The organism is Terrimonas sp., assembly GCF_003075435.1.
Lineage (GTDB): Bacteria > Bacteroidota > Bacteroidia > Chitinophagales > Chitinophagaceae > Agriterribacter.
Genome location: NZ_QCZJ01000004.1, coordinates 185,277 through 209,284, shown reverse-complemented (window position 1 = coordinate 209,284; position 24,008 = coordinate 185,277). Strand labels below are relative to the sequence as shown.

General features: G+C 39.7%; 21 protein-coding genes. 15 read left to right on the top strand and 6 right to left on the bottom strand.

The features are described 5' to 3' along the window. Window positions 1-5: 5 nt before the first annotated feature. Both DC498_RS06865 and DC498_RS06860 read left to right on the top strand, forming a co-directional pair. Window positions 6-629, top strand: coding sequence for an NUDIX hydrolase (locus DC498_RS06865; protein WP_116873405.1), 624 nt, complete (start codon window positions 6-8; stop codon window positions 627-629). 41 nt (window positions 630-670) lie between these two features. After that, window positions 671-2,056 (top strand): aldehyde dehydrogenase, encoded by a 1,386-nt coding sequence (locus tag DC498_RS06860; protein ID WP_116873404.1) that lies wholly within the window; start codon window positions 671-673, stop codon window positions 2,054-2,056. 2 nt (window positions 2,057-2,058) lie between these two features. On the opposite strand, the gene DC498_RS06855 is transcribed toward DC498_RS06860, so the two are convergent. Further along, complete coding sequence (locus tag DC498_RS06855) at window positions 2,059-2,502, bottom strand: hotdog fold thioesterase (RefSeq protein ID WP_116873403.1); 444 nt, start codon at window positions 2,500-2,502, stop codon at window positions 2,059-2,061. A gap of 80 nt (window positions 2,503-2,582) precedes the next feature. Here DC498_RS06855 and DC498_RS06850 point away from each other — a divergent pair, with 80 nt between their 5' ends. Together DC498_RS06850 and DC498_RS06845 are read left to right on the top strand one after the other, a co-directional pair. After that, complete coding sequence (locus DC498_RS06850) at window positions 2,583-2,888, top strand: hypothetical protein (RefSeq protein WP_116873402.1); 306 nt, start codon at window positions 2,583-2,585, stop codon at window positions 2,886-2,888. Window positions 2,889-2,905: 17 nt separating this feature from the next. Continuing rightward, window positions 2,906-3,676 carry a cupin domain-containing protein gene (locus DC498_RS06845; RefSeq protein ID WP_116873401.1) on the top strand — a complete coding sequence of 257 codons (771 nt, stop codon included), beginning with the start codon at window positions 2,906-2,908 and terminating at the stop codon, window positions 3,674-3,676. Window positions 3,677-3,700: 24 nt separating this feature from the next. Here the strand turns inward: DC498_RS06845 and DC498_RS06840 are convergent, their stop codons facing one another. Together DC498_RS06840 and DC498_RS06835 are read right to left on the bottom strand one after the other, a co-directional pair. Then, window positions 3,701-7,069, bottom strand: a complete 3,369-nt coding sequence (locus DC498_RS06840) for a reprolysin-like metallopeptidase (protein ID WP_116873400.1) — start codon at window positions 7,067-7,069, stop codon at window positions 3,701-3,703. Window positions 7,070-7,196: 127 nt separating this feature from the next. Continuing rightward, window positions 7,197-8,294 carry a Gfo/Idh/MocA family protein gene (locus tag DC498_RS06835; RefSeq protein ID WP_116873399.1) on the bottom strand — a complete coding sequence of 366 codons (1,098 nt, stop codon included), beginning with the start codon at window positions 8,292-8,294 and terminating at the stop codon, window positions 7,197-7,199. A 491-nt stretch (window positions 8,295-8,785) separates the two neighbouring features. Here DC498_RS06835 and DC498_RS06830 point away from each other — a divergent pair, with 491 nt between their 5' ends. After that, window positions 8,786-9,574 carry a zinc-dependent peptidase gene (locus DC498_RS06830; protein ID WP_116873398.1) on the top strand — a complete coding sequence of 263 codons (789 nt, stop codon included), beginning with the start codon at window positions 8,786-8,788 and terminating at the stop codon, window positions 9,572-9,574. 50 nt (window positions 9,575-9,624) lie between these two features. On the opposite strand, the gene DC498_RS06825 is transcribed toward DC498_RS06830, so the two are convergent. Next, window positions 9,625-11,580 carry a vWA domain-containing protein gene (locus DC498_RS06825; protein ID WP_116873397.1) on the bottom strand — a complete coding sequence of 652 codons (1,956 nt, stop codon included), beginning with the start codon at window positions 11,578-11,580 and terminating at the stop codon, window positions 9,625-9,627. 454 nt (window positions 11,581-12,034) lie between these two features. After that, a complete protein-coding gene (locus DC498_RS06820; RefSeq protein ID WP_116873482.1) occupies window positions 12,035-12,334 on the bottom strand; it encodes a GIY-YIG nuclease family protein in 300 nt (99 codons plus the stop codon). Window positions 12,335-12,803: 469 nt separating this feature from the next. Between DC498_RS06820 and DC498_RS06815 the strand changes: the two genes are divergently transcribed. The 3 genes from DC498_RS06815 (at window position 12,804) to DC498_RS06805 (ending at window position 15,661) form a co-directional block, all read left to right on the top strand. Further along, window positions 12,804-13,376, top strand: coding sequence for an RNA polymerase sigma factor (locus DC498_RS06815; RefSeq protein WP_240627903.1), 573 nt, complete (start codon window positions 12,804-12,806; stop codon window positions 13,374-13,376). Then, window positions 13,376-14,713 carry an energy transducer TonB gene (locus DC498_RS06810; protein ID WP_116873396.1) on the top strand — a complete coding sequence of 446 codons (1,338 nt, stop codon included), beginning with the start codon at window positions 13,376-13,378 and terminating at the stop codon, window positions 14,711-14,713. Before DC498_RS06815 ends, DC498_RS06810 begins: the two co-directional genes overlap by 1 nt. A gap of 117 nt (window positions 14,714-14,830) precedes the next feature. Then, on the top strand, window positions 14,831-15,661 hold the full coding sequence (locus tag DC498_RS06805; protein ID WP_116873395.1) for a DUF2911 domain-containing protein: 831 nt from the start codon (window positions 14,831-14,833) through the stop codon (window positions 15,659-15,661). A 30-nt stretch (window positions 15,662-15,691) separates the two neighbouring features. Here the strand turns inward: DC498_RS06805 and DC498_RS26115 are convergent, their stop codons facing one another. After that, on the bottom strand, window positions 15,692-15,841 hold the full coding sequence (locus DC498_RS26115; RefSeq protein WP_165813777.1) for a hypothetical protein: 150 nt from the start codon (window positions 15,839-15,841) through the stop codon (window positions 15,692-15,694). A 176-nt stretch (window positions 15,842-16,017) separates the two neighbouring features. Between DC498_RS26115 and DC498_RS06800 the strand changes: the two genes are divergently transcribed. From DC498_RS06800 to prfB, 7 genes are all read left to right on the top strand, one after another. Beyond that, the gene (locus tag DC498_RS06800; protein WP_116873394.1) at window positions 16,018-16,479 is read left to right on the top strand and encodes a hypothetical protein; all 462 of its coding nucleotides are present in this window, start codon (window positions 16,018-16,020) and stop codon (window positions 16,477-16,479) included. An 850-nt stretch (window positions 16,480-17,329) separates the two neighbouring features. After that, the gene (locus DC498_RS06790; protein ID WP_116873392.1) at window positions 17,330-18,148 is read left to right on the top strand and encodes a purine-nucleoside phosphorylase; all 819 of its coding nucleotides are present in this window, start codon (window positions 17,330-17,332) and stop codon (window positions 18,146-18,148) included. A gap of 74 nt (window positions 18,149-18,222) precedes the next feature. Continuing rightward, complete coding sequence (locus DC498_RS06785; RefSeq protein WP_165813776.1) at window positions 18,223-20,232, top strand: putative porin; 2,010 nt, start codon at window positions 18,223-18,225, stop codon at window positions 20,230-20,232. Between the two features lie 27 nt (window positions 20,233-20,259). Next, window positions 20,260-20,676, top strand: coding sequence for an HYC_CC_PP family protein (locus DC498_RS06780; protein ID WP_441351061.1), 417 nt, complete (start codon window positions 20,260-20,262; stop codon window positions 20,674-20,676). A gap of 192 nt (window positions 20,677-20,868) precedes the next feature. Next, window positions 20,869-21,417 carry a heavy-metal-associated domain-containing protein gene (locus tag DC498_RS06775; RefSeq protein ID WP_116873389.1) on the top strand — a complete coding sequence of 183 codons (549 nt, stop codon included), beginning with the start codon at window positions 20,869-20,871 and terminating at the stop codon, window positions 21,415-21,417. A 94-nt stretch (window positions 21,418-21,511) separates the two neighbouring features. Continuing rightward, complete coding sequence (locus DC498_RS06770) at window positions 21,512-22,408, top strand: hypothetical protein (protein ID WP_133176779.1); 897 nt, start codon at window positions 21,512-21,514, stop codon at window positions 22,406-22,408. 337 nt (window positions 22,409-22,745) lie between these two features. Then, a protein-coding gene (gene prfB, locus DC498_RS06765) for a peptide chain release factor 2 (RefSeq protein ID WP_116873387.1) occupies window positions 22,746-23,844 on the top strand; the annotation gives its coding sequence in 2 pieces (ribosomal slippage) (window positions 22,746-22,805 and window positions 22,807-23,844; 1,098 coding nt in all). Window positions 23,845-24,008 lie beyond the last annotated feature (164 nt).

Below are 24,008 nucleotides of genomic sequence, written 5' to 3'. Positions count from 1 at the left end.
AAATTATGGTATTGAAAATATACTTTGATGATAAGCCTGTTTTTCTTTGCGATGAAATAAACAGCACCATTGAAGCACATCGCCATCATCCTGATGCCATATTTATTGACGAGGTTACAACACCGGCAATAAAATCACTATTGCATGAAATTGCCAAACCTGATTTTCATTCAGGTATTCTTTACAGTGAAGATATTGAAAAGCTAAAAAAAATGTTCTGGAAGCATTTTACCATCATACTGGCTGCGGGCGGTTTGGTAAAAAATGAAAAAGGAGAAACATTAATGATCTTCAGAAGAGGTAAATGGGATTTACCCAAAGGCAAGCTGGAAGAAGGAGAAAACCTTAAATCCTGCGCGATAAGGGAAGTGGAAGAAGAAACCGGTTTAAAAAACATTACTGTTCAACACTTTCTCATAACCACCTATCATACTTATAATGATTTTGGAAAACATATTCTTAAAGAATCTTACTGGTACCTGATGAATGCATCTTCTAATCAAAAGACTACACCGCAAACAGAAGAAGATATTTTCGAAATAACCTGGGTTAACAAGGACGCTATCGGCGAAAAACTCAGGAATACTTTTCCATCTATAAAAGATGTATTAAAAACCGCCGGGCAGTAATTGTAAACGGGGGTTCATTTTAAAAATTCAATACCTGCTGTATGCAAAACACGCCTGTAGTAATAAGCCAATTGACACGAATGCGCCATTTTTTTGAAAGCGGCGCAACAAAGCATTATTCCTTTCGCCGGCAGCAACTGAAGCAGCTGAAGGAGATGGTCTTACAAAACGAAGAAGCCATTTTTAATGCGCTGCATACTGATTTAAGAAAAAGCAAAGAGGAAAGCTATGTAACTGAGAATGGGCTGGTATTATCAGAACTGAAAACAGCGCTTAAAAACCTTGAAACGTGGATGAAACCCGAAACAGCCCGCACCAATCTTGTAAATTTTCCTTCTTCCGGTAAAATATACCATGACCCTTTGGGTGTGGTATTAATCATCGGGGCATGGAACTACCCGCTCCAGTTGGTATTGATACCGCTTATCAGTGCAATAGCAGGTGGTAACTGTGTTGTTTTAAAACCATCCGAACTGGCTTCGGCCACAGCAACACTTATCGAAAAGATGATCACTGATTTTTTTCCTGAAGAATATATAAAAGTAATAAATGGCGAAGGAGAAACCGTTGTGCCGGAAATGATGAATGCGTTCCGGTTTGATCATGTTTTTTATACAGGAAGCACAGGGGTTGGCAAAAGCATTTATAAAATGGCAGCGGAAAAATTTATCCCGGTAACATTAGAGCTGGGCGGAAAAAGCCCTGCTATAGTAGAGGAAGACGCGGATATAACAATTGCGGCTAAACGAATTGCAGTAGGAAAATTCATTAACGCAGGACAAACCTGCATTGCGCCGGATTATGTGCTTGTGCATGAGAATGTAAAAACTAAACTACTGCAGGCATTAAGCGATAATGTAAAAAATTTTTGGGGAGATAACCCAAAGCAAAGTGCAGATTACGGAAGGATTATTTCTCAAAAACGTTTTGAGAAAATTTGTTCTTATTTAAGTGATGGCGAAATTTTTACAGGTGGTGAAGTTGACCACAAAGAACTATTCATTGCACCAACCATTCTTGTTGACATACCTGCAGATGCACCTGTTCTGCATGAAGAAATTTTCGGGCCTGTGTTACCGGTCATTTCTTATATAACAACCAGGGAAGCTGTAAATATTGTAAAACGCAATGATAATCCGTTGGCATTCTATCTTTTTACGAGAGACAGCCAAACTGAACAATTCTGGATAAATACCATTAGTTTTGGAAGCGGCTGCATTAATAATACCGCATGGCAATTCACTAACCATTATTTACCTTTTGGAGGAATAGCACAAAGCGGAGCAGGCGCATACCACGGCAAATACGGATTCCTGACTTTTACCCATGCCAAACCGGTTATGAAAACGCCAACCTGGTTTGATCCTGCTATTAAATATCCCCCGCTATCGGGAAAATTAAAATGGATAAAAAAAATAATAGGGTAATATCAGTCATTGTTGTCTTTTCGCTTTAGTATAGCAACCGTAAGCCTGCTGATACAGGCAAGCTTTCCATGCTCATCATGAATTTTAATTTCCCACACATGTGTTGAAGCCCCGAGGTGTATTGGGGTAGCCGTTCCGGTTACCAGTCCCTTTCTGACAGCACGGATATGGTTTGCATTGATTTCCAAACCTACACACAATGATCTTTCCATGTCAATTACCAAAGAAGAGGCCACGCTGCCCAGTGTTTCCGCCAGCACAACAGAAGCACCGCCATGTAACAATCCATAGGGTTGCCTGGTACGATGATCAACCGGCATTGTAGCTTTAATGTAGTTATCTCCGATTTCTGAAAAAAGAATATCCAGGTATTCAGCCATTGTGCCTTTACTGGTTTGCTGCAATTTTTCCAATGAAAACTCCTTTTTGAACCATATATTAGCCATATACTGTGTTATGATTTAGCCTGAATAATATTGAAAATTAAAGAATAGTTGGTATCCTATCTGTATTAATATCAGTAATTATGACAAAGATCATCATTGCCTTTATACTTATAACCCTTGTTATGATACTGGAGTTTTATTTCCTGAACGGGAGTATAATAATGGGGCTCAATCCTTTTGTGTCTACGCTGATGTTTATCGCAGGAGGTATATTAATCATCTATATAGCATTGCTTATTTCCAGGATTGAAAGCAAAAGAAGCAGGGCGGTTTTACTATGCTTCGCCATTATTGGTTTTACTTCTATCTGTTTTTTTTACAGATACCATATGCTTAAACCATCCCGCTATATTGATTTGCCTGTATTTTTGTATATTGTTTTATAAAACATCTTCCTGCCATCATGAAATATTTATATACACTCTTGCTGCTGCCGGCAACTATCATCTCGTATGCTCAGGCAGATAGTATTCCTTCAAAAGTATATTATGTAAATGAGTTGCCTGTTATTACCGATTCAAGCAGGTACAGAATACAGATACTGGATGGTTACACTCCCTATCTTTCCAATTTGGAAGCCCATATCACTATACTGGAACCGGGCAGATCTGCACACCCTCCGCACAAACATGCCAATACCGAAGAACTGATCATTGTAAAAGAAGGTAGCCTTAAAGTAACCATTGCCGGTAAAACAAAAATATTGGGGCCGGGCGGTGTGGCATTGTCTATGCCGGGAGATATTCATGAAGCAGTTAATGCCGGAAAAGAAAAAACAAGCTACTACCTGTTGAAGTATACAAAAAAAGGTACAGACTCTATTACGGCAAATACAAAAGCTATCCCTTCACTGATGGTTGACTGGAATGAAGTAAAAGTATTAACAACCGACAGGGGATTCAGGAGGGAACATTTTATTCAGCCTACCGTATTGTTTGAAAAATTTGACATGCATGCCACAACACTAAAACAAGGGCAGGTAAGCCATGCACCACACACTCACAGGCAGGAAGAAATTATCCTTATCAGAAAAGGGAAGATTGAAATGCAGATTGGAAATACTTTTCATAAGGCAGCACCTGGTGACCTCATTTTCCTGAACAGTGGCATTCCACATGCTTTAAAAAACCTGGGTGACAGCGAATGCGAGTACTTTGCATTTCAATGGCAATAATAACAACACCGCTTAGCATTGAATTTATTTCTTTATAAAATTAAGTACAGTTTTTTCTGCGTGGCCTTTTATATGCAGCAGGTACATTCCGTTGGTTAAATGCTGAACAGGAAGCATGATCCGGTTATTTCCTCTATTCAGTTTCACCGGTTTATTGATTACCACTCTGCCCGACATATCTACCACTTCTAATACTACCTTATCTGCTGACAAAGCATCCACAAAAAGTGTAAGTGCAGTATGCTGAACAGGATTTGGATAAATACGTGCAGACCACTTTCTGTTCAACTGAAGTATTACTACTGGTGAATAAGTTGTTGTTCCATCTATATCCTGAATTTTTAACCGGTAAAAAACTTTTACAGCACCGGCAGGGATTGATTTATCTGTATAAGAATATATTTGTGCTACAGCACTGTTCAGGTTATACGGCGCAACACTTCCCGCATCAACAAATGATACTCCATCAATGCTGCGCTCCAAAACATACGCCTTTACATTATATTCAAAAGACACATTCCACGAAAGCGAAGCCTGGTAGTTGTTGATCAATTTACCATAGAAACTCAGCATATCTGCCGGCAACACAGCATTGCCTATCGCCACTCTCCTGCTATTGGAAGAAAGTTGTGCGCATAAACCGCCTGCCTGTTCATTTACATCTGTTCTTAGATCATTAAATGAACTGCCGGCATATTGAGATGATAGCGATGCCGCCGTTGCAGAAGACGAAATACCATAAATTGTATATGCTTTATCTGAAAGATACCTGGTATGATCTGTGAGGTCTGCAACAACTTTTATATCAACAATATTTCCGGTGCTGTTATCAACTATAACATAACCGTAATTAAGTCCCGGATTTATTTTGCCGGAATATATCCCGCCACCTGCAGGAGTTGAGACCAGGTTAATGGAATAATCAGCAGGTAGCGCAGGAGTTGAATGACTGAATGAAGAAACAACAAGTACATATTTTAACCCTGCCGTTAATGAAGCCGTTACTTCATTTGACAGTGTTACAGTGTTTCCTTCAGCTGTAAGTTTTTTTCCGGAAGATGCTATGAAATTGGCACAAACCTCGTTTGGCAAATAATTGTCAACATAAATATGAGTAATGATACCGTTTGATGTTGGAGAGACCAAACGGAATGTATAGTTCCCGCTTACAGAAGGGTAGAAATTGATTATATCATAATAGTTGCTATTGCTGGGACCTTTGCATGAAGAAACAGTATTATCATAAAAAGAAAGATTGCCCGGCAAATCAGTTGTTGTAATAGTGCCGGTAATGGGTAAACTTATTGAGGAACCATATACCGGAGATTCAATAAGGTTTAACGAAGCGTCGCCGGCGCCGGGTGCAGTAAAATCCGTTGCAGGCGTAATAGATGTTCCGCTGGCAATACAACCTGATACAATGGTTATATCGGCAGCATTGATATTATAGTAAATATTACCCACAGACCTTATCATAAACCGGCCTTTATCTGTTGGCAGGTTGGGCACAATAAAAGTTTCAGCTCCATCATTAGCCGTACTGGATAATATGGTGTATGGGTACGTCATTCCACCATCAGTAGAAAATAAAATATCTATTGCAGGCATCGCTATACAAGCTGTAGCAGTATTCCAGGTTATTGCCATTGTATTTGTTCCATTAGCTACAAAAGCATCAGGGGTTAAGAGATTGGTAATTTCAAAAGCACCACAATTTTGCACATTCACTGTTACATCTTCATAAGCCAGACAGCCTGACCCTTCATTATTATCTCTTACCATTACTTTAAAATGTAATGTACGCGCTACTGCCGGCAGTACGTCATACGTACCATTGGCTCTGTCAAGCAGCACTTCTCTCCTGGGAAAATATCTTTCAGATGAAGCAGATGGTATAAAAGAGCGAAACTGCGGTCCACTGGTTGACGAGGATTGCGGCGGTGTGGATATACCTGTGCCTCCTACAGCATCCACCTGTTCCCAGTTATACGTAAGCACATTATCTTCATCTGCATCAGTTGCATCAGCAGTTAATACAAAAGGTGTACTGTGAGGAATATTGTAAGACAGTGATGCAACTGTAACAGCCGGAGCATTATTTCCCGAAGAAGTTTTTGCTCCGCATAATTTTCCATTACCGTTTATTACAAAATTTTGTACCTGCGCTATTGATCCTCCATGAAAATAATTATCTGAACTGGATTGATATGCATTTCCGCTGCAGGTGCCTGCATAAGCCATAATGGTAGAACCCCCGCCAGGCTCCCAACCAGTAGTAGCTTGTAGATTTGCACCGCATCCCCCGTTGCTGGCAGCCATGGTATGGGTGGCTGAAAATTGATGCCCTACTTCGTGTGCAATAACATTATCAAATATTGATCCGGAAGAACCTAAAGTAAACCCCGAATTCAGCCCACCGCCAGCCTGGCCCTTACCATTTGTACAGGTTGCATTTAAGCTGGCAAGTCCACCGCTCCAGCCATAACCAAATACTATTCCTACATCATAATTAGCTGCACCGGTATTATTATTCAATGCCTCATTATTCTGAATAATAGTACTACTATTTAATACCTTTCCTGTAAGAAAAGGATCTGCGGCTGTATCAGTATATATATTAGACAACTGTGCTACAAGTGAAAAATGAATGGTAAAATCATTTTCATATATCTCATTAATATTATTTACTGTAGCTGTAATCAAAGCAACCGCGTTGCTTTGATTGCCTGCCCACTGCGTATACTCACCCGTTGCAGAAACAGCAAAGCGATATGTACGTAACATACAATCACCTGATGTACGTTTTGAGGGAATCAAGCCTGCCACATCTTCCTGCAAAGCACTGATATCATTTGTTCCACAGGTTATGGGCAACGGAGCAACAACATCAGCGGCATTAAAACTTATCAACACATCCGGCTGCCGGTTATCAAGGATAGTAAAATAATGAAGAGTGCCTTCATCCTTATTCCTCACCGAACCCATCATGCCAAGTTGCGAGAGTGTAAGCCTGAGCTTCATTCTGCCGTCTGCAGAAATGCCGGTATAAGTTTGTATCTGGGTGAAAACCGATTTCGATTCTTCTGATAAAGTTTTAACAGGTGATATATTGAACTCTACATCCGTATTATTTTCCAATGGTATTGAGATAACACCAACCCGTTCATTTTTGGACGTCTTTTTTTCAACTGAAGATTGACGGAAAGATTGTATAGCTGAGATATCCTGCTTTACGATCCTGTATTTCTTAATGTCATTTGTTATTTCTGCCCCTCTTTTTGAAATACCCGGAGAATCGTAATCAGCATAAAATTTATTGGTTTGAGCAAAAAGAATATGTTGGAGCGATACAAAAAAAAGGCAAAGCAATAATAGTTTTGGCGGTCTTTTCATAAAATCCGGTTTGATGTGCTTATCAATGCAGTAACAGCGACAACACAAGATAAGATAATACGCTGCAAAAAAATTAACAGCAGTAACCGTAGTTATAAAAAAGGGGGAATCACAACATTATTTCAGGTCACAATTTAACAGACCGACCTGTATCTGCTGATTTCAGAATAGCTTCCACAATCCTGATATCCCGTAAACCTTCTTCCCCCGGCACAAGCATTGGCTTATTATTCATAATGGATTGCGCGTCATCATCCATCTGGTTTGCCTGTTGCCAGGGTGTTTCATAAGGCGTATTTATATCACCTAGCGGGCTTTTCCCCTTTACACCGGCATACGCTGAATATGGCGCCATTGCTATAATCCCTTTCTCACAGGTTATATTCATAAAGTTTACATTTTCACCAAAACTGGTTTTGATGTTTGCCATTACTCCACCAGGAAACTCCAATGTAGCAATAGCGGTTTCTGCCAAACCATCTTTATAAATATGCGGTCTTGTCGTAGAAGTTTTTGCGGAGACAACAGACAATGGTTCCATTCCTGTTCCTAATCTCGCTCCCTGTATTGCGTACACGCCCATATCAAGCATAACACCACCGCCCAACTCCCTGGTTTGTTTCCAGTGATTGGTTCTGTTATCAACATATCCCGCAGCATCTTCTAATTTTAATACTTTACCAAGCAACTTATTATTTACTATTCTTCTATACTCCTTTGTATTAGGCTCATGCTGTAAGCGATACCCGATCGCCAGCTTTCGTTTATTTTTTTTGCAGGCTTCAATCATCCGGGCACATTCAGCTTCTGTCATTGCCATCGGCTTTTCACACCACACATGCTTACCTGCGTTTGCGGCTTTCACCACATATTCTTCATGCATAGAAGGTGGTAACACCACATATACCACATCAATATCATCGTTATTGGCTATCTCGTGAAAATTCTGGTAGTTATAAATATTCTTATCAGGAATATTATATTTTAGCTTCCAGGTATCTGCTTTGGAAGGCGTGCCGGTTACTATGCCCGCCAGGTAGCAATGCTTTGTTTGCTGCAATGCCGGCGCAAGCAGATCTGTGCTGTAATATCCCAGCCCTACCAATGCCACACCAAGCTTATCTTTCTTTTTAGGAAACGACCATAATATTTTTGGTGATATAATAGCGCCCGCACCTGCAAGCGTTAACGACTTAATGACGTTTCTCCGTGAAAGATTGCTCATATGGAATTTTTTAAAAATAAAAACGACCGTTTATTACAGGTCTGGAAGTTAATAAATAATATCAGCATAAGCGTGATTAAAACATTAAGAAAATAAAAACCGTTTCGGGTTAGAGACAGTATTCTCAACTGCTGAAAGCCAGGAAAATTGCTTCACCGCTGTAACATGCTTTTAAACTCAATCTTCATGCCGGTGGGTTTAAAATATGGATGAGGCTATGCGTCATATCGATCCCGCCTTTACGTTATATTAAGTTAAGGCATCTTCTGGCGGGAGAGATATCTGCCGGGCAATATTACCAATGCTCAACATTTGCATTACTGCCCACCCAACAGATTGCTTCACCCTCCGCAAGGTACTTTTAATTCAATCTTCATACGGGCGGACCCTCAATGACGAAAAGAGTGATTTCATTTTATTGTCAGCATTAAAGTTAAGTTGGTGATTCCTTACGCTCTTCCTCTCTTACTATTTTATTACCTTGCTCTCATATGCAGAACATAATCATATTCTTTCTTTTTGCAACAGCATTGTTTGCATTTCTCTTCCGCCTTTCTGCTAAAAGCAGGAAGAAAAAATTTATTGAAGAATTACCAGGCGATTACAAAATATTACTTCTGCAAAATGTTATGTTCTATCAAAAATTAAGCGAACCATATAAATTACAATTCGAGGAAAGAGTACAGCATTTTTTATCTTCTGTAAGAATAACAGGGGTTGGTACTGAAGTAGAAGATATTGACAGGGTATTGATTGGCGCAAGCGCTATCATCCCCATATTCGCATTTCCGGATTGGGAATATATCAACCTGCACGAAATATTATTATACCCTGAAACTTTTAACGAACAGTTCGAACAAACCGGCAACGACCGTCCTGTTATGGGCATGATCGGCTCCGGCGCTTTGAACCACGTAATGATACTTTCAAAGCATGCATTAAGAGAAGGTTTCAGCAACAAAACAGATAAAAACAATACTGCGCTTCATGAATTTGTACACCTGATCGATAAAACAGATGGCGATACAGACGGTATACCTGAGGTATTTTTACAGCACCGGTATATTTTACCCTGGGTTGAAATGATGCGGAAAAACATTAAGGATATTATGCAGGATAGATCTGACATCAACCCCTATGGCGCCACCAACCAGGCGGAATTTTTTGCAGTTGTGTCAGAATATTTTTTTGAACGGCCAGACCTGATGCAAAGAAAACATCCGGAACTGTATAATATGCTGGAAGCAATATTTAAAAAGGATGAAGTTGACAATAGTTAATGCTATTAAAAGGTGCGGAATATATTATCCGCACCCTCCATATTCATAGATTATTCCCGTCCTGCAATATCATCACGTTTGTGTTTTGATATTTTCTTCGCAAGCCCACCGGCTTTCTGCACCAGTTGCACAAATTCTTTGCGATAACCTTCTTCATCACTGCCCAATGCGGAGCTTGCTAATGACAAGGTATTATTGAAAGATGCATTTCGTTTAAACTCAGAATCGCGCAGCAACATACCGAACTGTGCTACAGCAGCGGCAAACCTGAAGTTATCAGAAGTATTGCGTAATGCAATATGCTCATCTGACACCGCATGCTCAATCAATTTGCTTACATCTGCATCCGGGTTTTTATAACGGAATTTCACCGTCATTAATTCAGGAGAGTGATTATTTATATCACCGGAATTTTTCTGATACTTCAGTGCATCAACTTTTTCAACAAAGTCACTTTTTACGCCAACGGGTATTACTTCATACAAAGCAGTTACGGTATGCCCGCTGCCCATTTCACCGGCGTCTTTTTTATCATTATTAAAATCTTCCTTATTCAGCATACGGTTTTCATAACCTATCAGCCGGTATGCCTGCACTTTTGAGGGATTAAATTCCACCTGCAGCTTCACATCTTTGGCAATGGTAAACATCGTACCGCCAAATTCGCTTACCAGTACTTTTTTTGCTTCGCTCATATTGTCAATATAAGCGTGATTACCGTTACCCTTATCCGCAAGTATCTGCATTTTATTGTCTTTGTAATTACCCATTCCATATCCCAGCACTGTTAAAAAAATGCCCATTTTTTTCTTTTGTTCAATCAGCTTTTCCATTTCAGCATCGCTGCTCATACCAACGTTAAAATCGCCATCGGAGCAAAGAACAACACGGTTATTACCACCTTTAATAAAATTTTCACCGGCAACTTTATATGCCAGCATTATACCTTCACCACCTGCGGTTGATCCGCCTGCTTCTAATTTTTCAATAGCGTCTTTAATGGTTTGTTTGTTAGCTCCACTGGTTGGAGGCAATACCAGTCCCGCATTACCTGCATATACTACTATCGCCACTTTATCCTGCTCACGCATCTGGTCAACCAGTAATTTCATTGATTGTTTTACAAGCGGCAATTTATTTTCATCCTGCATTGAGCCGGAAACATCTATCAGAAAAGTAAGATTGGATGCAGGAATATTTTCTGTTGGTATTTTCTTTCCCTGCAGGCTTACCAGCACAAGCCTGTGCGCTGCGTTCCAGGGCGATTCAGCTATTTCCGTATGAATGGCAAAAGGCTTATCATCTTTCGGTTGCGCGTAATCGTAATGAAAGTAATTGATCATTTCCTCTATACGCACTGCTCCAGCAGGTGGTAGTTGTCCATTATTCAAAAAACGGCGGATATTACTGTAAGAAGCTGCGTCCACATCAATTGAAAAAGTAGAAAGGGGATTATCTTTTACCGTTAGAAACCTGTTTTCGGTTATACCGTTATAATCTTCTGTGTTATAGCCTTCATCCTCCTGGTCATACAAATTATACTCCGCTTTGTCGTACATGCGGCTGGCAGGAGCCGGAGCACGTCTTACGTATACACCGTTTGCTTTTCCTTGCAACACGGCAGAGGCTTTATACTCCTGTGCAGCTCCTATAATGTCTTTCTTTTTCTGTGTGCCGTATCCTATCACCACAACTTCTTCGAGCTTCCGAATTGCAGGCACCATAATAATATTGAGATTCGATTTGCCGGCAACCTTTACTTCCTGCGTTTCATAGCCAACATAAGAAAATATCAATACCGCGTTTTCCTTTTTTACTGTTATGGTAAACGCGCCATTATTATCTGTCTGGGTAATATTGCCGGTTCCCTTTTCGGCAATGCCAACATAGGCAATCACGTTTCCGTTGGTGTCTGTTACTTTACCGTTTACAGTAAACGGGTCTTCAGGCATAAAAGCCATTAAAAATGTGAGCACTATCGCGTTGAAGAAAAATATGTACTTCATAAAAAACAGTTTTAATGATTTTGTATGAAGATGGATGCAGCGGAAAAAGGGAATACATAAAAGGGGGAAATATTTTTTTATGCTGTTAAGGTATTGGTTGTTGATATTTGAAAATTATAAGAAATGACACTCTGCCTAAGTACTGGTAGTAAAATCAAATCACTCTTTTCGTCATTGCAAACCCGGCCATACGAAGATTGAATTAAAAGTACCTTGCGGCGGGTGAAACAATCTTTAATGAACTTCAGGAATGGGATTGCTTCGCCGCGAAGCAGGTTTATGTTTCGGGTTTGATTATGCGGCTCGCAATGACGATGCAGAGGTTGAGTAGTTATATACTTTGATTCAGTGCTGATAGTAAAAAACAAACACGCTCACCGTCATTGCGAACCCGCCCATACGAAGATTGAATTGAAAGCATTTTGCGGCGGGTAAAGCAATCTCATGTTTTACATTACCATTGCTTTATTTCCTCCCATAAATCATTCCAATCGGGATTTACTCCCTCTATTAATTTTATTTTTTTTGCCCTGTTGCCTGCCTTAATTCTTTTCTCTTCAAAAATCGCTTCTTCAATAGAAGGAAAAAATTTATAATAAACCAGTATGAAACAATTATACTTAGCTGTAAATGAATCCGGGTAGAATTTTTCTTTGTGTTGTTGAATCCTTAGTATTAAATCCGAAGTAACACCAGTATATAAAACTGTAAAATTTTTGTTGGTAATGATATATACGCATCCCCCTTTGTTCATAGTATTAGCATTAAGTTGTTTTGCTAAGTTAATGTTATCTTTTTGTGACGGGGTAAGATTTTGCAATGAGATTGCTTCGCCGCGAAGCAGGTTTATGTTTTGAGCTTGATTAAGCGGCTCGCAATGACGATGCAGAGGTTGAGTAGTTATATACTTTGATTCAGTGCTGATAGTAAAAAACAAACACGCTCATCGTCATTGCGAACCCGCCCGTACGAAGATTGAATTAAAAGTACCTTGCGGCGGGTGAAGCAATCTGTTGGACAGTAATGCAAATGTTGAGTATAAGTACAATGCCCGGCATATCTCTTACCTGCGTCAGTGCGATTAACTACAGCCTCCGTGTTGCCCGTTCGGGATGACAGAACCGGCATGCATTATTGCAAACTGATACAATCTCCTTCAGCCGCTCACAACCATCCACTTGGCTTTTAACATATACATCCTTAACTTTCGCTTTTAAGCGCCATTGACCTTTATTAAAGACATATCGTTTAAGGACAGCACCGATACTGAACTGCTGGAAAAATATAAGCAAACCAACAACATGCAGGTACTTTCCGCGCTGTACCAGCGCCATATGGAGCTTGTATATGGTGTTTGTTTAAAGTATTTTAAAGAACAGGAACGCAGCAAAGATGCGGTTATGAGCATTTTTGAAGAACTTGTACAAAAATTGCAGGTACATGAAGTGAGCAACTTTAAAAGCTGGTTGCATACCTTAACCAAAAACTACTGCCTTATGCAGTTGCGAACGCCTAAAAACCTTAAAACCACCGAATTTAACCCGGATTATATGCAATCTGTGGAAACAGTGCATCTGAATGGCATGCTGGAGAAAGAAGAACAGTTCAGCAAACTGGGAAAATGTTTAGATACACTTTCGCCCCAGCAGAAAGAAACGATTGAACTGTTTTACCTGAAGCAAAAATGCTATGAAGAAATAGTGGAAATAACCGGCCACGACTGGAATAAAGTAAGAAGCTATATACAAAATGGCAGGCGAAATTTAAAAATATGCATGGATAAAGAGGATGAATAATGGAGGAAAAGCACAAACATACGGAGCATTATACCGCGGAAGATATTCAGCGTTACCTGCATAAGCAGATGACGCCCGCCGAAATGCATGCTTTTGAAAAAGCATCGCTGGAAGATCCTTTCCTTGCTGAGGCACTGGAAGGATATACCGGCACTCCTCTTGCTTCCATACCTGCCGATATAAAAGAGCTCAAAGAAAGGCTTGAAAAAAAAGATGAACCCGTAAAAATTATTCCGCTGTATAAAAAAATAAGCTGGGTAGCAGCCGCGGCTATCTTTATCCTGCTTGGGGCAACAGCTACCTGGATATGGCTTAAACCCTCTGCTGAAAACAGTATCGCACAAAAAAAAGAAGCTCAATTACCAACCGCTGAACAGGAAGAAAAATCTCCGGCAGCGGCTCCTGCATTACAGGATTCTGTGCCTGATGCAAAAACATCTCCCAAAGAAGAAGATATATCACAGTTACCCGTAACCGAAAACATACCGCCAGCAGGGCACGTAACATCTCCGGCTAAGCCGAAGAAAGCACAAAAGCCTGTTGCAGCAGCGGCAGATGCGGAAGCAAATGAAAATGATATCGCAACTGCGCCTGTGCCATTAAAAGGCATTGCACAGCAGGAGGATAAAGCTGTTGCAAAAAAAGCAGAAATACAGGCAGCAGATAATTTTAAAAACAGATCTGCCGTAAGCAATGCTGAGCGTGCCCCGGGAAACAGGAATGCCGCGCCATCTCTTCCCGCATATATATTTAAAGGAAAGATAACCGATGATCAGCATAAACCTCTGCCATTTGCGAACATTACTATTCCAGGCACAGGCACTTATGCATATACCGATGCCCACGGAAATTTCACACTTATGAGTGGCGACACGCAAATGGTGGTGCAGGTTAAATCTGTTGGTTTTAAAGCCGAAGACTTTACATTGCATTCCGGGAAAACGTCTAATACCATCAGCTTAAAAGCTCTCCAACAGGATTTATCTGAAGTAGTTGTTGTTGGCTATGGTAAAGAATCCAAAAAGAAAATAACCGGAAGTGCTGAAAAAGCTGATGAGGATGAACCTGATGCCGAGCCTGCCGACGGTTGGAGCAATTATGATCTTTATCTCTTAAATAACGAACGCCTTCCACAACAGGGTTATAATAAACTGATGGGTTCTGTAGAATTGTCTTTTACCGTAAACAAATGGGGAAACGTATCAGATTTCATTATTGAAAGCTCAACATGCCCTTTATGTGAGAAAGAAGCGATAAGGCTGATCAGGGAAGGACCAAAGTGGAAACTGACCAGGGGAACCACACCTAAAAAAATTACTGTTACATTACAATTCTGAAAAGAATAATTTTCGCCTGTTATTATCGTATCTGTTATCTTCGCCGCATAATAAAAATTCTGAAGAGTTTACCCTTATTTAATCTATTATCAATTTTATAAAAGCAAAAGAAACAACATGAAAAAATTCTTTTTACTTGCCGCTTTTACAGGTTTTGCTTGTGCCGGCATGGCGCAATTAAAAACACCTGCCCCATCTCCTCTTCAAACGGTTAAGCAGGAGTTCGGTTTATCATCCATTGAATTATCCTATTCCCGCCCCGCAGTAAAAGGCAGAACAATATGGGGTGATCTTGTGCCTTATGGTAAAGTATGGCGCACAGGCGCTAATGGAGCAACAACCATCACCTTTGGGGATGATGTTATTTTTGGCGGACAAAAAGTTCCTGCCGGCAAATACGGTTTATTAACTATTCCTGAAGCGTATCAATGGACAGTTATTATTACCAAACAATTAGATGTTACAAGCCCTGCTGCTTACAAACAAGACCAGGATGTGATCCGTATTAAAGTAAACCCTATTGATCTTGACTTTTCGCTTGAATCTTTCACCATGCTATTTGATAATATTACCGGCAACAGCCTTAATTTGATGATAGGCTGGGACAGAAAGCTTGCTGTAATCCCTGTAACAACCGAGGTTGATGCAAAAATCAATGCACAGATTGAAAGCCTGAAAGGAAAAGAGAATTTCCCTTATTACAATGCCGCGGTATATTACCTTGAAAAAGGTAAAGATCTGAATACCGCCTTAACCTGGTTTGATAAAGCTGCCCAGCAAAATCCTGAAGCTTTTTGGGTGCTTCATCAAAAAGCAAAATGCGAAGCTAAACTTGGCAAAAAGAAAGAAGCTATTGCAACGGCTAATAAATCTATTGAGTTAGCTACAAAAGCTAAAAACGATGATTATGTAACGCTTAACAAAAAGCTGATAGAATCAGTTAAATAATTTACTCAATAAAACAAACAAAGCGGGTGATCATTGATGTTCATCCGCTTTGTTATTATACCCGGCTGCTTCTTTACCGGCTTTAGCATCATTACCTTTTTGCAGGTAACTCAAAGCTACCAGCAGCAATGCGGGCAATACAATCGCGAATAAAAATAGCTTTAATTTTTTAGCAATCATATATTATGGCTTAGGAGTTGAATATTTAATGCTGAATGTAAAAAGATTATTATAAAAAACGGATTTTTGAGCTATTAACTGATATATGATAACTGGCTTAAGCAATAATCATTATCATTTCTTTAATAAATACACAATAGTTTCACAACAACTTACGTTGTAGAAAAAAAATATCCATGAGATACCTTTCTTTTCTCATCCTCTCTATTGTATTTTTTTCCTGCTCAAAAAAAGAAAGCACTGCTCCCAAAGAAGGTATCAACAGAGTCGCTGATCATTATTCAGGAGGAAAACTTAGCTGGGAACAGACCGTTGACGGAGTTAAAACAACAGGAACAGATGATAACAGCAGTTTTGATGTTGTTTATAAAGACAAGAAAGCAATTATTACAGTAAATACTACCGCTTCTGTTGCAAACAAATCGTATCAGTTTCCTTTAGTAAGTCCTGAAACATCTTCAAATGGTTATATTTTCCAATTGGTTGAAAACACAGATATTGTACAGGGCAATTCCGTGCTGAGGGTTACAATCACAACCAGTAAATCGGCCCAGATTGATTTTAACAAAACAGACAAAAGCAGTGGCAAAACAATTAAAGAAGTATATACTTTAACCGGTATTCCCCAAAATGATTAATGACATACTAACCCAAATCCATAAAACAACAAAAAGCCCGGAGCAATCCGGGTTTTTGCTTTTATAAAGGGCGTATTTAAAATTAGCCCCGCAGGCGCGTCTGCGAAACAAGGGATATACACCAACGCACCTAACCAAATATCCCGATATCAGGGAAGACAGCCTGTAATAGCATTTTCTTAAACCCTTAGTATTGAAACGAGATGCAATAATATAATAAGGTTGAGCTAAGTTTCACGTGTCGTTACTAAGGTTATAAGGTTTGATTTTTGTAAAGGAATATTGTATGATTTGAAATATGCTGAGGATTGTACATATAAAACGAACTTAGCCTGGTAACCAGAACGTGCAGCAAAGTGTATATATAATTTTCGCTGCATATTTAGTTGCCTCACCCCTGCCTGCCGGCAACTACGCAGTATACGCAAGGAGATATTTTACTAAGGAGAATGGCTGGGCAGCGCGGGTGCAGCTTACCTTAATATTTGTAGCAACAGGAAAAATAACAGGAAGCAAACCGCAGAGCGGCGTAATATTAACCCAGCGCATTTATGTTTCAATATTTCGGTGCGCTGCACCTGAAAATGAAATATCTACTATAATGCTACAAACTTGCTTACCGGCAGGCAGGTATTATCGCTGCGCTACAGCTATGTAAACACCTTGTATACTGCGCTGCCGGAATAAATAGATATGTATACAGGGCAGCTGCCGGCAGGAAGTCTTTCTTTTCCCTCCCCGCTGCGCGGAAAGGGAAAAGCGGTACGACAATTTTAAATGCGCCCTTTATATACAAGCCACTCCTCCACAAACAAGCAATCCTTATCTTTGCCGCCATAAATTTTAATACATGCAGATACCGGAAAACCTGGAACAGGCGGTTGCTTTTATAAAAAGAGCACACACACCTACTGTGCAGGTTGGGGTTATTTTAGGCAGCGGGCTGGGCAATTTTGTTAATGAAATTAATGTTGAAAAAGAGATCAGCTATAATGATATTCCGCATTTCCCTGTTTCAACAGTTAAGGGACATTCAGGTAAATTAATTTTTGGTGAGATTGCCGGCAAAAAAATAGTGGCAATGGCAGGGAGATTTCATTTCTATGAAGGATATGCTGCTGCTGAAGTAGCTTTTCCAATCCGTATAATGAAGCTGCTTGGCGTACACACTTTGCTGATCAGCAATGCAGCAGGTGGTGTAAACACAGGCTTTAAAGTAGGTGATCTTATGATCATTACTGATCACATCAGTTTTGCAACAGTTAACCCGTTGATTGGCAAAAATGAAGAAGCTTTTGGACCACGTTTTCCTGATATGAGTGAGCCCTATTCAAAGGATTTAATACAAAAAGGAAAGGAAGTTGCGAAGCAATTAAATATCCCGGTAAAGGAAGGCGTGTATTTTGGCGTAACCGGCCCAACTTTTGAAACCCGTGCAGAGTATAAAATGATCAATTTACTGGGTGGCGATGCGGTAGGTATGAGCACCGTGCAGGAAGTTATGGTAGCAGTGCATGCAGGCATAAAAGTGTTTGGCATGAGCATTATCACAGATATAGGCATCAGGGAGGAAGAGAATACCATAACACATGAAGAAGTTTTACATGCCGCGGCTGAAGCAGAACCTAAATTTTCCGCTATATTCAAAGCATTAGTTAAAGCTATCTGAATTATGATATTTTTTATACATCAAACTATCATTTCAGGTATTTTCGCCCGTTACTCAAAAACTACAGGCTGCTTTTGAAAAAAGTACTACCATATATAATTACAGGTTTATTCATATTCGCTGCTGCTGACGTATTCGGACAGTTGCCGGGCAGGCTGAATAATTTAAGAAATATCGGAGGTGGCGGCAGGGGCGGCGGTGATTCCATAAAATTTGAGCACCGTGATCCTTTTTTAGATTCCGTAAGTATCCGTTTTAAGTATATTGATTCTGTACGCTCTTACACGTTTGATTCATCGCTCATTGATTATTCTATTAAGGTTCCGCTGAAGCCTGAGTATATCTGGCTAGGCAATAATGGCACTGCGGTTACTTCATTGCTGTTTAATCCTAACATGAAGCCAGGCTGGGATGCTGGTTTTCATGCACTGGATCCTTATGCCTTAACTATAGAACAAACCAGATTTTTTAATACAACCCGGCCTTTTACCGAGCTCGACTACCAGATAGGCAGCGGCTCGGAACAGTTTATACAGGTGCTGCACACACAAAACGTTAAGCCAAACTGGAACTTCGCCTTTCAGTTCCGGCTTATCAATGCACCGGGTTTTTTTAAAAGCCAGAATACCAATCATTCCAACTTAAGATTCAACACCTATTATCAATCTCCCAATAAGCGATACGGTATATATTTTATCGGGCTAAGCAACAGCCTGCAATCGGCAGAAAACGGTGGTATACGAAGTGATACTTTTCTTACCAGCAAAACCGGCGTATATAATACCAGATTTAATATACCCATCAATATTTCAGACAGCTCTCTTTATTCTACAGATATATTTAATGCTGCGCTTAAAACCGGCAACAGGTATAACCAGCTTAAATTGCTTATCAGGCAACAATATGATTTTGGGAAAAAGGATTCTTTGGTAACAGACTCAACTGTTATAAAATTGTTTTACCCGCGTTTCAGGTTTGAGCATACCATTCAGTATAACACTTACAAATATTTATTTCAAAACGTATACCCTGACGCCTCTTTTTACGCGCAGAATTATAATATTACTATTCACGATATACGGGATACTGTTTCGTACAGCAACCGGTGGAGGGAGATCATTAATGATCTTTCTATCTACCAGTTCCCTGATATAAAAAACCAGCAACAATTTTTAAAAGTTGGCGTAAGTGTTCAAAACTTAGCGCTGCAATGGCAAGATACCGTGCGGGACCGGCCTTACAATATTTTTCTCCATGGTGAATACCGGAATCACACAAAAAATCAAAAATGGGATATAGAAGCGTATGGTCATTTATACGTAACCGGGTTTAATGCCGGAGATTACAGTGCATTTATAAGTCTTGAACGTTTATTAAGTAAAAAAATAGGTTCGCTGCAGGTTGGTTTTCAAAATGTGAACAAAACGCCTTCTTACCTTTTAAGAAATTATACTTCCTTTCCGGTCAAAGCGCCAGTAAACGGTACCAACAAAGAAAATATTACGCACCTGTTTGCTTCCCTGCAACTGCCTTCTCTTAAAATGGATTTAAGCGGGCATTACTACCTGATGGGCAATTATACTTATCTCAAAAATTTTTACGAAGCTGAACAAGCAGATTTATTCAATGTGTTGCAAATAAAAGCAAGCAAAGATTTCCCGATAGGCACGCACTGGCATTGGTATACCGATATCGTTATACAGAAAACTGCAGGGAACACGCCTGTAAATATACCATTAGCGTATACGCGTAACCGTTTTGTGTTCCAGGGAAGATTTTTCAGGAACCTGGTGCTTGCCACCGGGTTAGATACAAGATATTATACCGCCTATACGCCGGACAATTATTCGCCGCTGCTGGGACAGTTCTTTCCGCAGGACAGCATTAAAATTTCCAATCTGCCTGATATCGCGGCATTTGTTCATTTTCGCATCAGGAGCTTCAGCGGTTTTGTACGGCTCGAAAATTTAAACACGGTAAACTTTGACGGCTTCACTTTCACCAATAATAATATGGCCGCGCCGTTATATCCATACCAGGGTTTATTATTTAAACTGGGTATTTTCTGGAACTTTGTTAATTAAATACTTGAATGTTTGTACTTGTAAGCATTGAGTAATACCTTTGTAACAGGTTTGAAACAATTTACGACCATATTAATCACCTTTATTTATTTCGCAGTTTCCTGCGGTTTAGTAATTAATACGCATTATTGCATGGGTAAGCCGGCTGGTGTTAAATATCATGCCGCTACTGCTTCAAACCACTGCGATAATTGCGGAATGGATAATTCCGGTTGCTGCCACGACAATATACAGGTTGTAAAACTTGAAAATGTTCAAAATTCAGTTGCAGCTATTCACTTTAAGCTCCCTGCATTAAAGCCGCTTTTACAGGAGCATGATTATACTGAAGCAACTTTATTGCAGCAGCATTTTTACACTGCCTTTAAACCTTATAATAATTCACATCCGCCGGGAGTGAATCCCCCATCACGCTCCATTTTATACGCTGTTTTCAGAATTTGATATTATGCTGAATGTACGCTAATGTTATGTCAAACGTGAAATGTGAGGCACGCAAACAAATATTACGTCTCACATTTATCGACAACGTACCGACATGCTTTAGTTAACATGACATCAAGGTGCATTTATCATAAAGCAACACAGGGTCATAATTTATATAACCTGTAATTATCATTTTCTAAAAAACATTGTATGAAAAATTTAATTCTGATCATAGCATTCCTTTCATTTTCATTTGCTGCCAGCAGCCAGGTAGTTAAAGCTGATCTACAGGCAAGCGGATTAACCTGCTCTATGTGCAGCAAGTCTATCAATACCGCTTTAAAAACACTCATTTTTGTTGAATCTGTTGAAACAGACATCAACAACAATATGTTTTCTATTGTTTTTAAACCAGGCACAAAACCAGATTTTGATTTATTGAAAAAGAAAGTAGCTGATGCAGGTTTTTCAGTAGCGAATCTTTGGGTGTATGCCAATTTCAACCAGCAGCAAATAAAAAATGACGCGCATATTAACCTTGATGGCATAAATATCCATTTTGTGAATGTTAAAGAGCAGGTCATTTCAGGCGAGAAAAAAATACTGGTTGTTGACAAAGATTTTTTAACTGCCAAAGCCTATAAAAAATTCAGCAACGCCACCCCAATGGAGTGCTTTAAAACTGGCTATATGGCCGATTGCTGCAACGTAAAAAAAGATAATTCTGCCGCTCAGAGAGTGTATCATGTAACTATTTAGGACAGGCAATGGGCAATAGGCAATAGTGAATGGTGAATAGCGAGTCAGTTCTTAACAATTGCCTATTGCCCATTCGACATTTCAATCATCAGCAATGCATAAACAATTTAGCTTTATTATCTTTCTTTGCCTGTGCATACAGTATACATCGGCACAGGAACTTTATATAATGACCGAGCCCGCAAGCAATATGCCTGCAAAAAGTTTTGGTATACGGCTTACCAACAAACTGATGCCAATGCCATTTGATAAATCGTACAGTTACAGGATTGAACCTGAGCTCATGTTTGGTATCAGTAAAAATTTCATGATACACGGCAACCTGTATGCCTCAAATATGTTTACCCAAAAATTTATGTTTGAAGGCGGTGCTGTATATGGCAAATACCGGTTCCTGTCGGTTGACAACCTTCATTCTCATTTCAGGATGGCCGCGTCAGGAAAGGTTAGCATCATAAAAAACCCTGCTTTTATTACTCACACAAAACTGCATTATATAAATAACCAGGTGCATGAAGAAACCTATAAAATATACAGTGATGAAATTGAACCTGACGGCAACAACAGCGGTTTCAACACAGGAATAACTGCTACACAATTATTGCATAAGTTAGCCATTTCAGGTACCGTAACTTATAACAACCGATGGAAGAACATAAGTTCACCAACAGCACCTGGTATCAGTAATCATATGATGGGCTATAGTTTATCTGCAGGTTACCTGTTGCTGCCGAGAACATACAAAAACTACAAACAAACTAACTTAAATTTGTATACAGAATTCCTGGCAGGTTCATCATTAGATAAAAAAGGAAACTTTATTGACATAGCGCCGGGAATCCAATTTATATTCAACTCTATATCAAGAGTAGATATTGCATACCGTACCCAGCTTACGGGTAGTATGAGCAGGTTTAATACATCATCGTGGATGCTGCGGTATGAGTATTATTTTTTAAATGCACTGTCAAAAAAAAGCAATGAGCGGTAAAACAATTGTAATATCTATCCTGAACTTTATTAAAGGATTATTTATAAAGAAGGATTGTTGTAAGTAATGCCTGGCACGAATAAAACTTTTGTAACAGATATTCCCGAAGTATATCCGTGCTATTTTATACTTTCCGTGTATTCCGTATGTTATTCATCATTGTGCGAAGAATGGATCGCGGATGAAACGGATGTAACAGATATTCACGAAGTGTACCCGCGTTATTCATCACTATCCGTGTATTCCGTGTGCTATTCATAATTGTGTGAAGCATATTCACTGCATAAATTTTGAATAACACTTATTCCTCCGGATATTTCCCCTACTTTTGCACCCTATGACACAGGAACAACTTAAAGATATGAGACTTGCCCTTGGCGTGTTGGGGAGGTTTCTTTGACGTGGCTAACAGACGTGATAAAGTAGCCAACGATAAACAGCTTACACTTTCTCCCGGTTTTTGGGATGATAACAAGAGAGCAACACAAATACTGAAAGATATTAAGCTCAATGAATATTGGGTAAATCTCTATGAAGAAGTGCAAACATCCATAGAAGATTTTGCCGTATTATTTGAGTTCTGGAAAGAAGGCGAAGGCGCTGAAGAGGAAGTGAAAATCGCTTACGAAAATGCTTTAGCTAAAATTGAGGAAGCAGAATTTAAAAGCACACTTAATCAACCTGAAGATGAATTGCCTGCCGTATTGCAGATCAATAGCGGGGCAGGAGGTACCGAAAGCCAGGACTGGGCTGAAATGCTTGCCCGCATGTATCGCATGTATGGTGATAAGCAGGGCTGGAGCGTAACAGAACTGGATTGGCAGGAAGGTGATGGAGCAGGAATAAAATCCGCAACACTTCAGTTTGAAGGACCATTTGCTTATGGTTTTTTAAAAGCGGAAAGCGGCGTGCATCGCCTGGTACGCATATCTCCTTTTGACAGTAATGCGAGAAGACATACTTCATTCGCCTCTATATATGTATACCCGCTGGTGGATGATTCTATTGAGATAGAAGTAAGCCCTGCCGACCTGGAATGGGAGTTTTACAGGAGTGGCGGTAAAGGAGGCCAGAACGTAAACAAAGTAGAAACTGCCGTCCGCTTAAAACATATTCCATCAGGTATAATTGTAGAATGCCAGCAATCGCGTACACAGGGTGAAAACAGGGAAAAAGCACTGAAAATGCTGAAGAGCCGCCTGTATGAAGAAGAGCTGCGGAAGAGAGAAGCATTGAAAAATGCCAACAATGCCAGCAAGAAAAAAATTGAATGGGGAAGCCAGATACGTTCTTATGTATTCCATCCCTATAAAATGATAAAAGATCACCGCACTGATTATGAAGTGGGCAATGTGCAACCCGTTATGGACGGAGAACTGGATGGATTTATTAAAGCCTATTTAATGATGGAAAAAGAAGCAGAATCGGGATCCTAAAAAACACAGCCTGTTTATATCTTCCTTACTTAATCTCTTTTTGCAACAGGGTTTAATTCAGCCCTATAATGGGTATAGTTGTATAGTACAAAGCTTCTGCATTCATACAAATTAAATATAATATTAATAAGATTTTTTGCAGGAAATTTTTCTTTTTTCAGCAG

Coding starts and splice junctions, on each gene's coding strand:
- DC498_RS06865 (WP_116873405.1), top strand. CDS start 6: ATGGTATTGAAAATATACTTTGATGATAAGCCTGTTTTTCTTTGCGAT.
- DC498_RS06860 (WP_116873404.1), top strand. CDS start 671: ATGCAAAACACGCCTGTAGTAATAAGCCAATTGACACGAATGCGCCAT.
- DC498_RS06855 (WP_116873403.1), bottom strand. CDS start 2,502: ATGGCTAATATATGGTTCAAAAAGGAGTTTTCATTGGAAAAATTGCAG.
- DC498_RS06850 (WP_116873402.1), top strand. CDS start 2,583: ATGACAAAGATCATCATTGCCTTTATACTTATAACCCTTGTTATGATA.
- DC498_RS06845 (WP_116873401.1), top strand. CDS start 2,906: ATGAAATATTTATATACACTCTTGCTGCTGCCGGCAACTATCATCTCG.
- DC498_RS06840 (WP_116873400.1), bottom strand. CDS start 7,069: ATGAAAAGACCGCCAAAACTATTATTGCTTTGCCTTTTTTTTGTATCG.
- DC498_RS06835 (WP_116873399.1), bottom strand. CDS start 8,294: ATGAGCAATCTTTCACGGAGAAACGTCATTAAGTCGTTAACGCTTGCA.
- DC498_RS06830 (WP_116873398.1), top strand. CDS start 8,786: ATGCAGAACATAATCATATTCTTTCTTTTTGCAACAGCATTGTTTGCA.
- DC498_RS06825 (WP_116873397.1), bottom strand. CDS start 11,580: ATGAAGTACATATTTTTCTTCAACGCGATAGTGCTCACATTTTTAATG.
- DC498_RS06820 (WP_116873482.1), bottom strand. CDS start 12,334: ATGAACAAAGGGGGATGCGTATATATCATTACCAACAAAAATTTTACA.
- DC498_RS06810 (WP_116873396.1), top strand. CDS start 13,376: ATGGAGGAAAAGCACAAACATACGGAGCATTATACCGCGGAAGATATT.
- DC498_RS06805 (WP_116873395.1), top strand. CDS start 14,831: ATGAAAAAATTCTTTTTACTTGCCGCTTTTACAGGTTTTGCTTGTGCC.
- DC498_RS26115 (WP_165813777.1), bottom strand. CDS start 15,841: ATGATTGCTAAAAAATTAAAGCTATTTTTATTCGCGATTGTATTGCCC.
- DC498_RS06800 (WP_116873394.1), top strand. CDS start 16,018: ATGAGATACCTTTCTTTTCTCATCCTCTCTATTGTATTTTTTTCCTGC.
- DC498_RS06790 (WP_116873392.1), top strand. CDS start 17,330: ATGCAGATACCGGAAAACCTGGAACAGGCGGTTGCTTTTATAAAAAGA.
- DC498_RS06775 (WP_116873389.1), top strand. CDS start 20,869: ATGAAAAATTTAATTCTGATCATAGCATTCCTTTCATTTTCATTTGCT.
- DC498_RS06770 (WP_133176779.1), top strand. CDS start 21,512: ATGCATAAACAATTTAGCTTTATTATCTTTCTTTGCCTGTGCATACAG.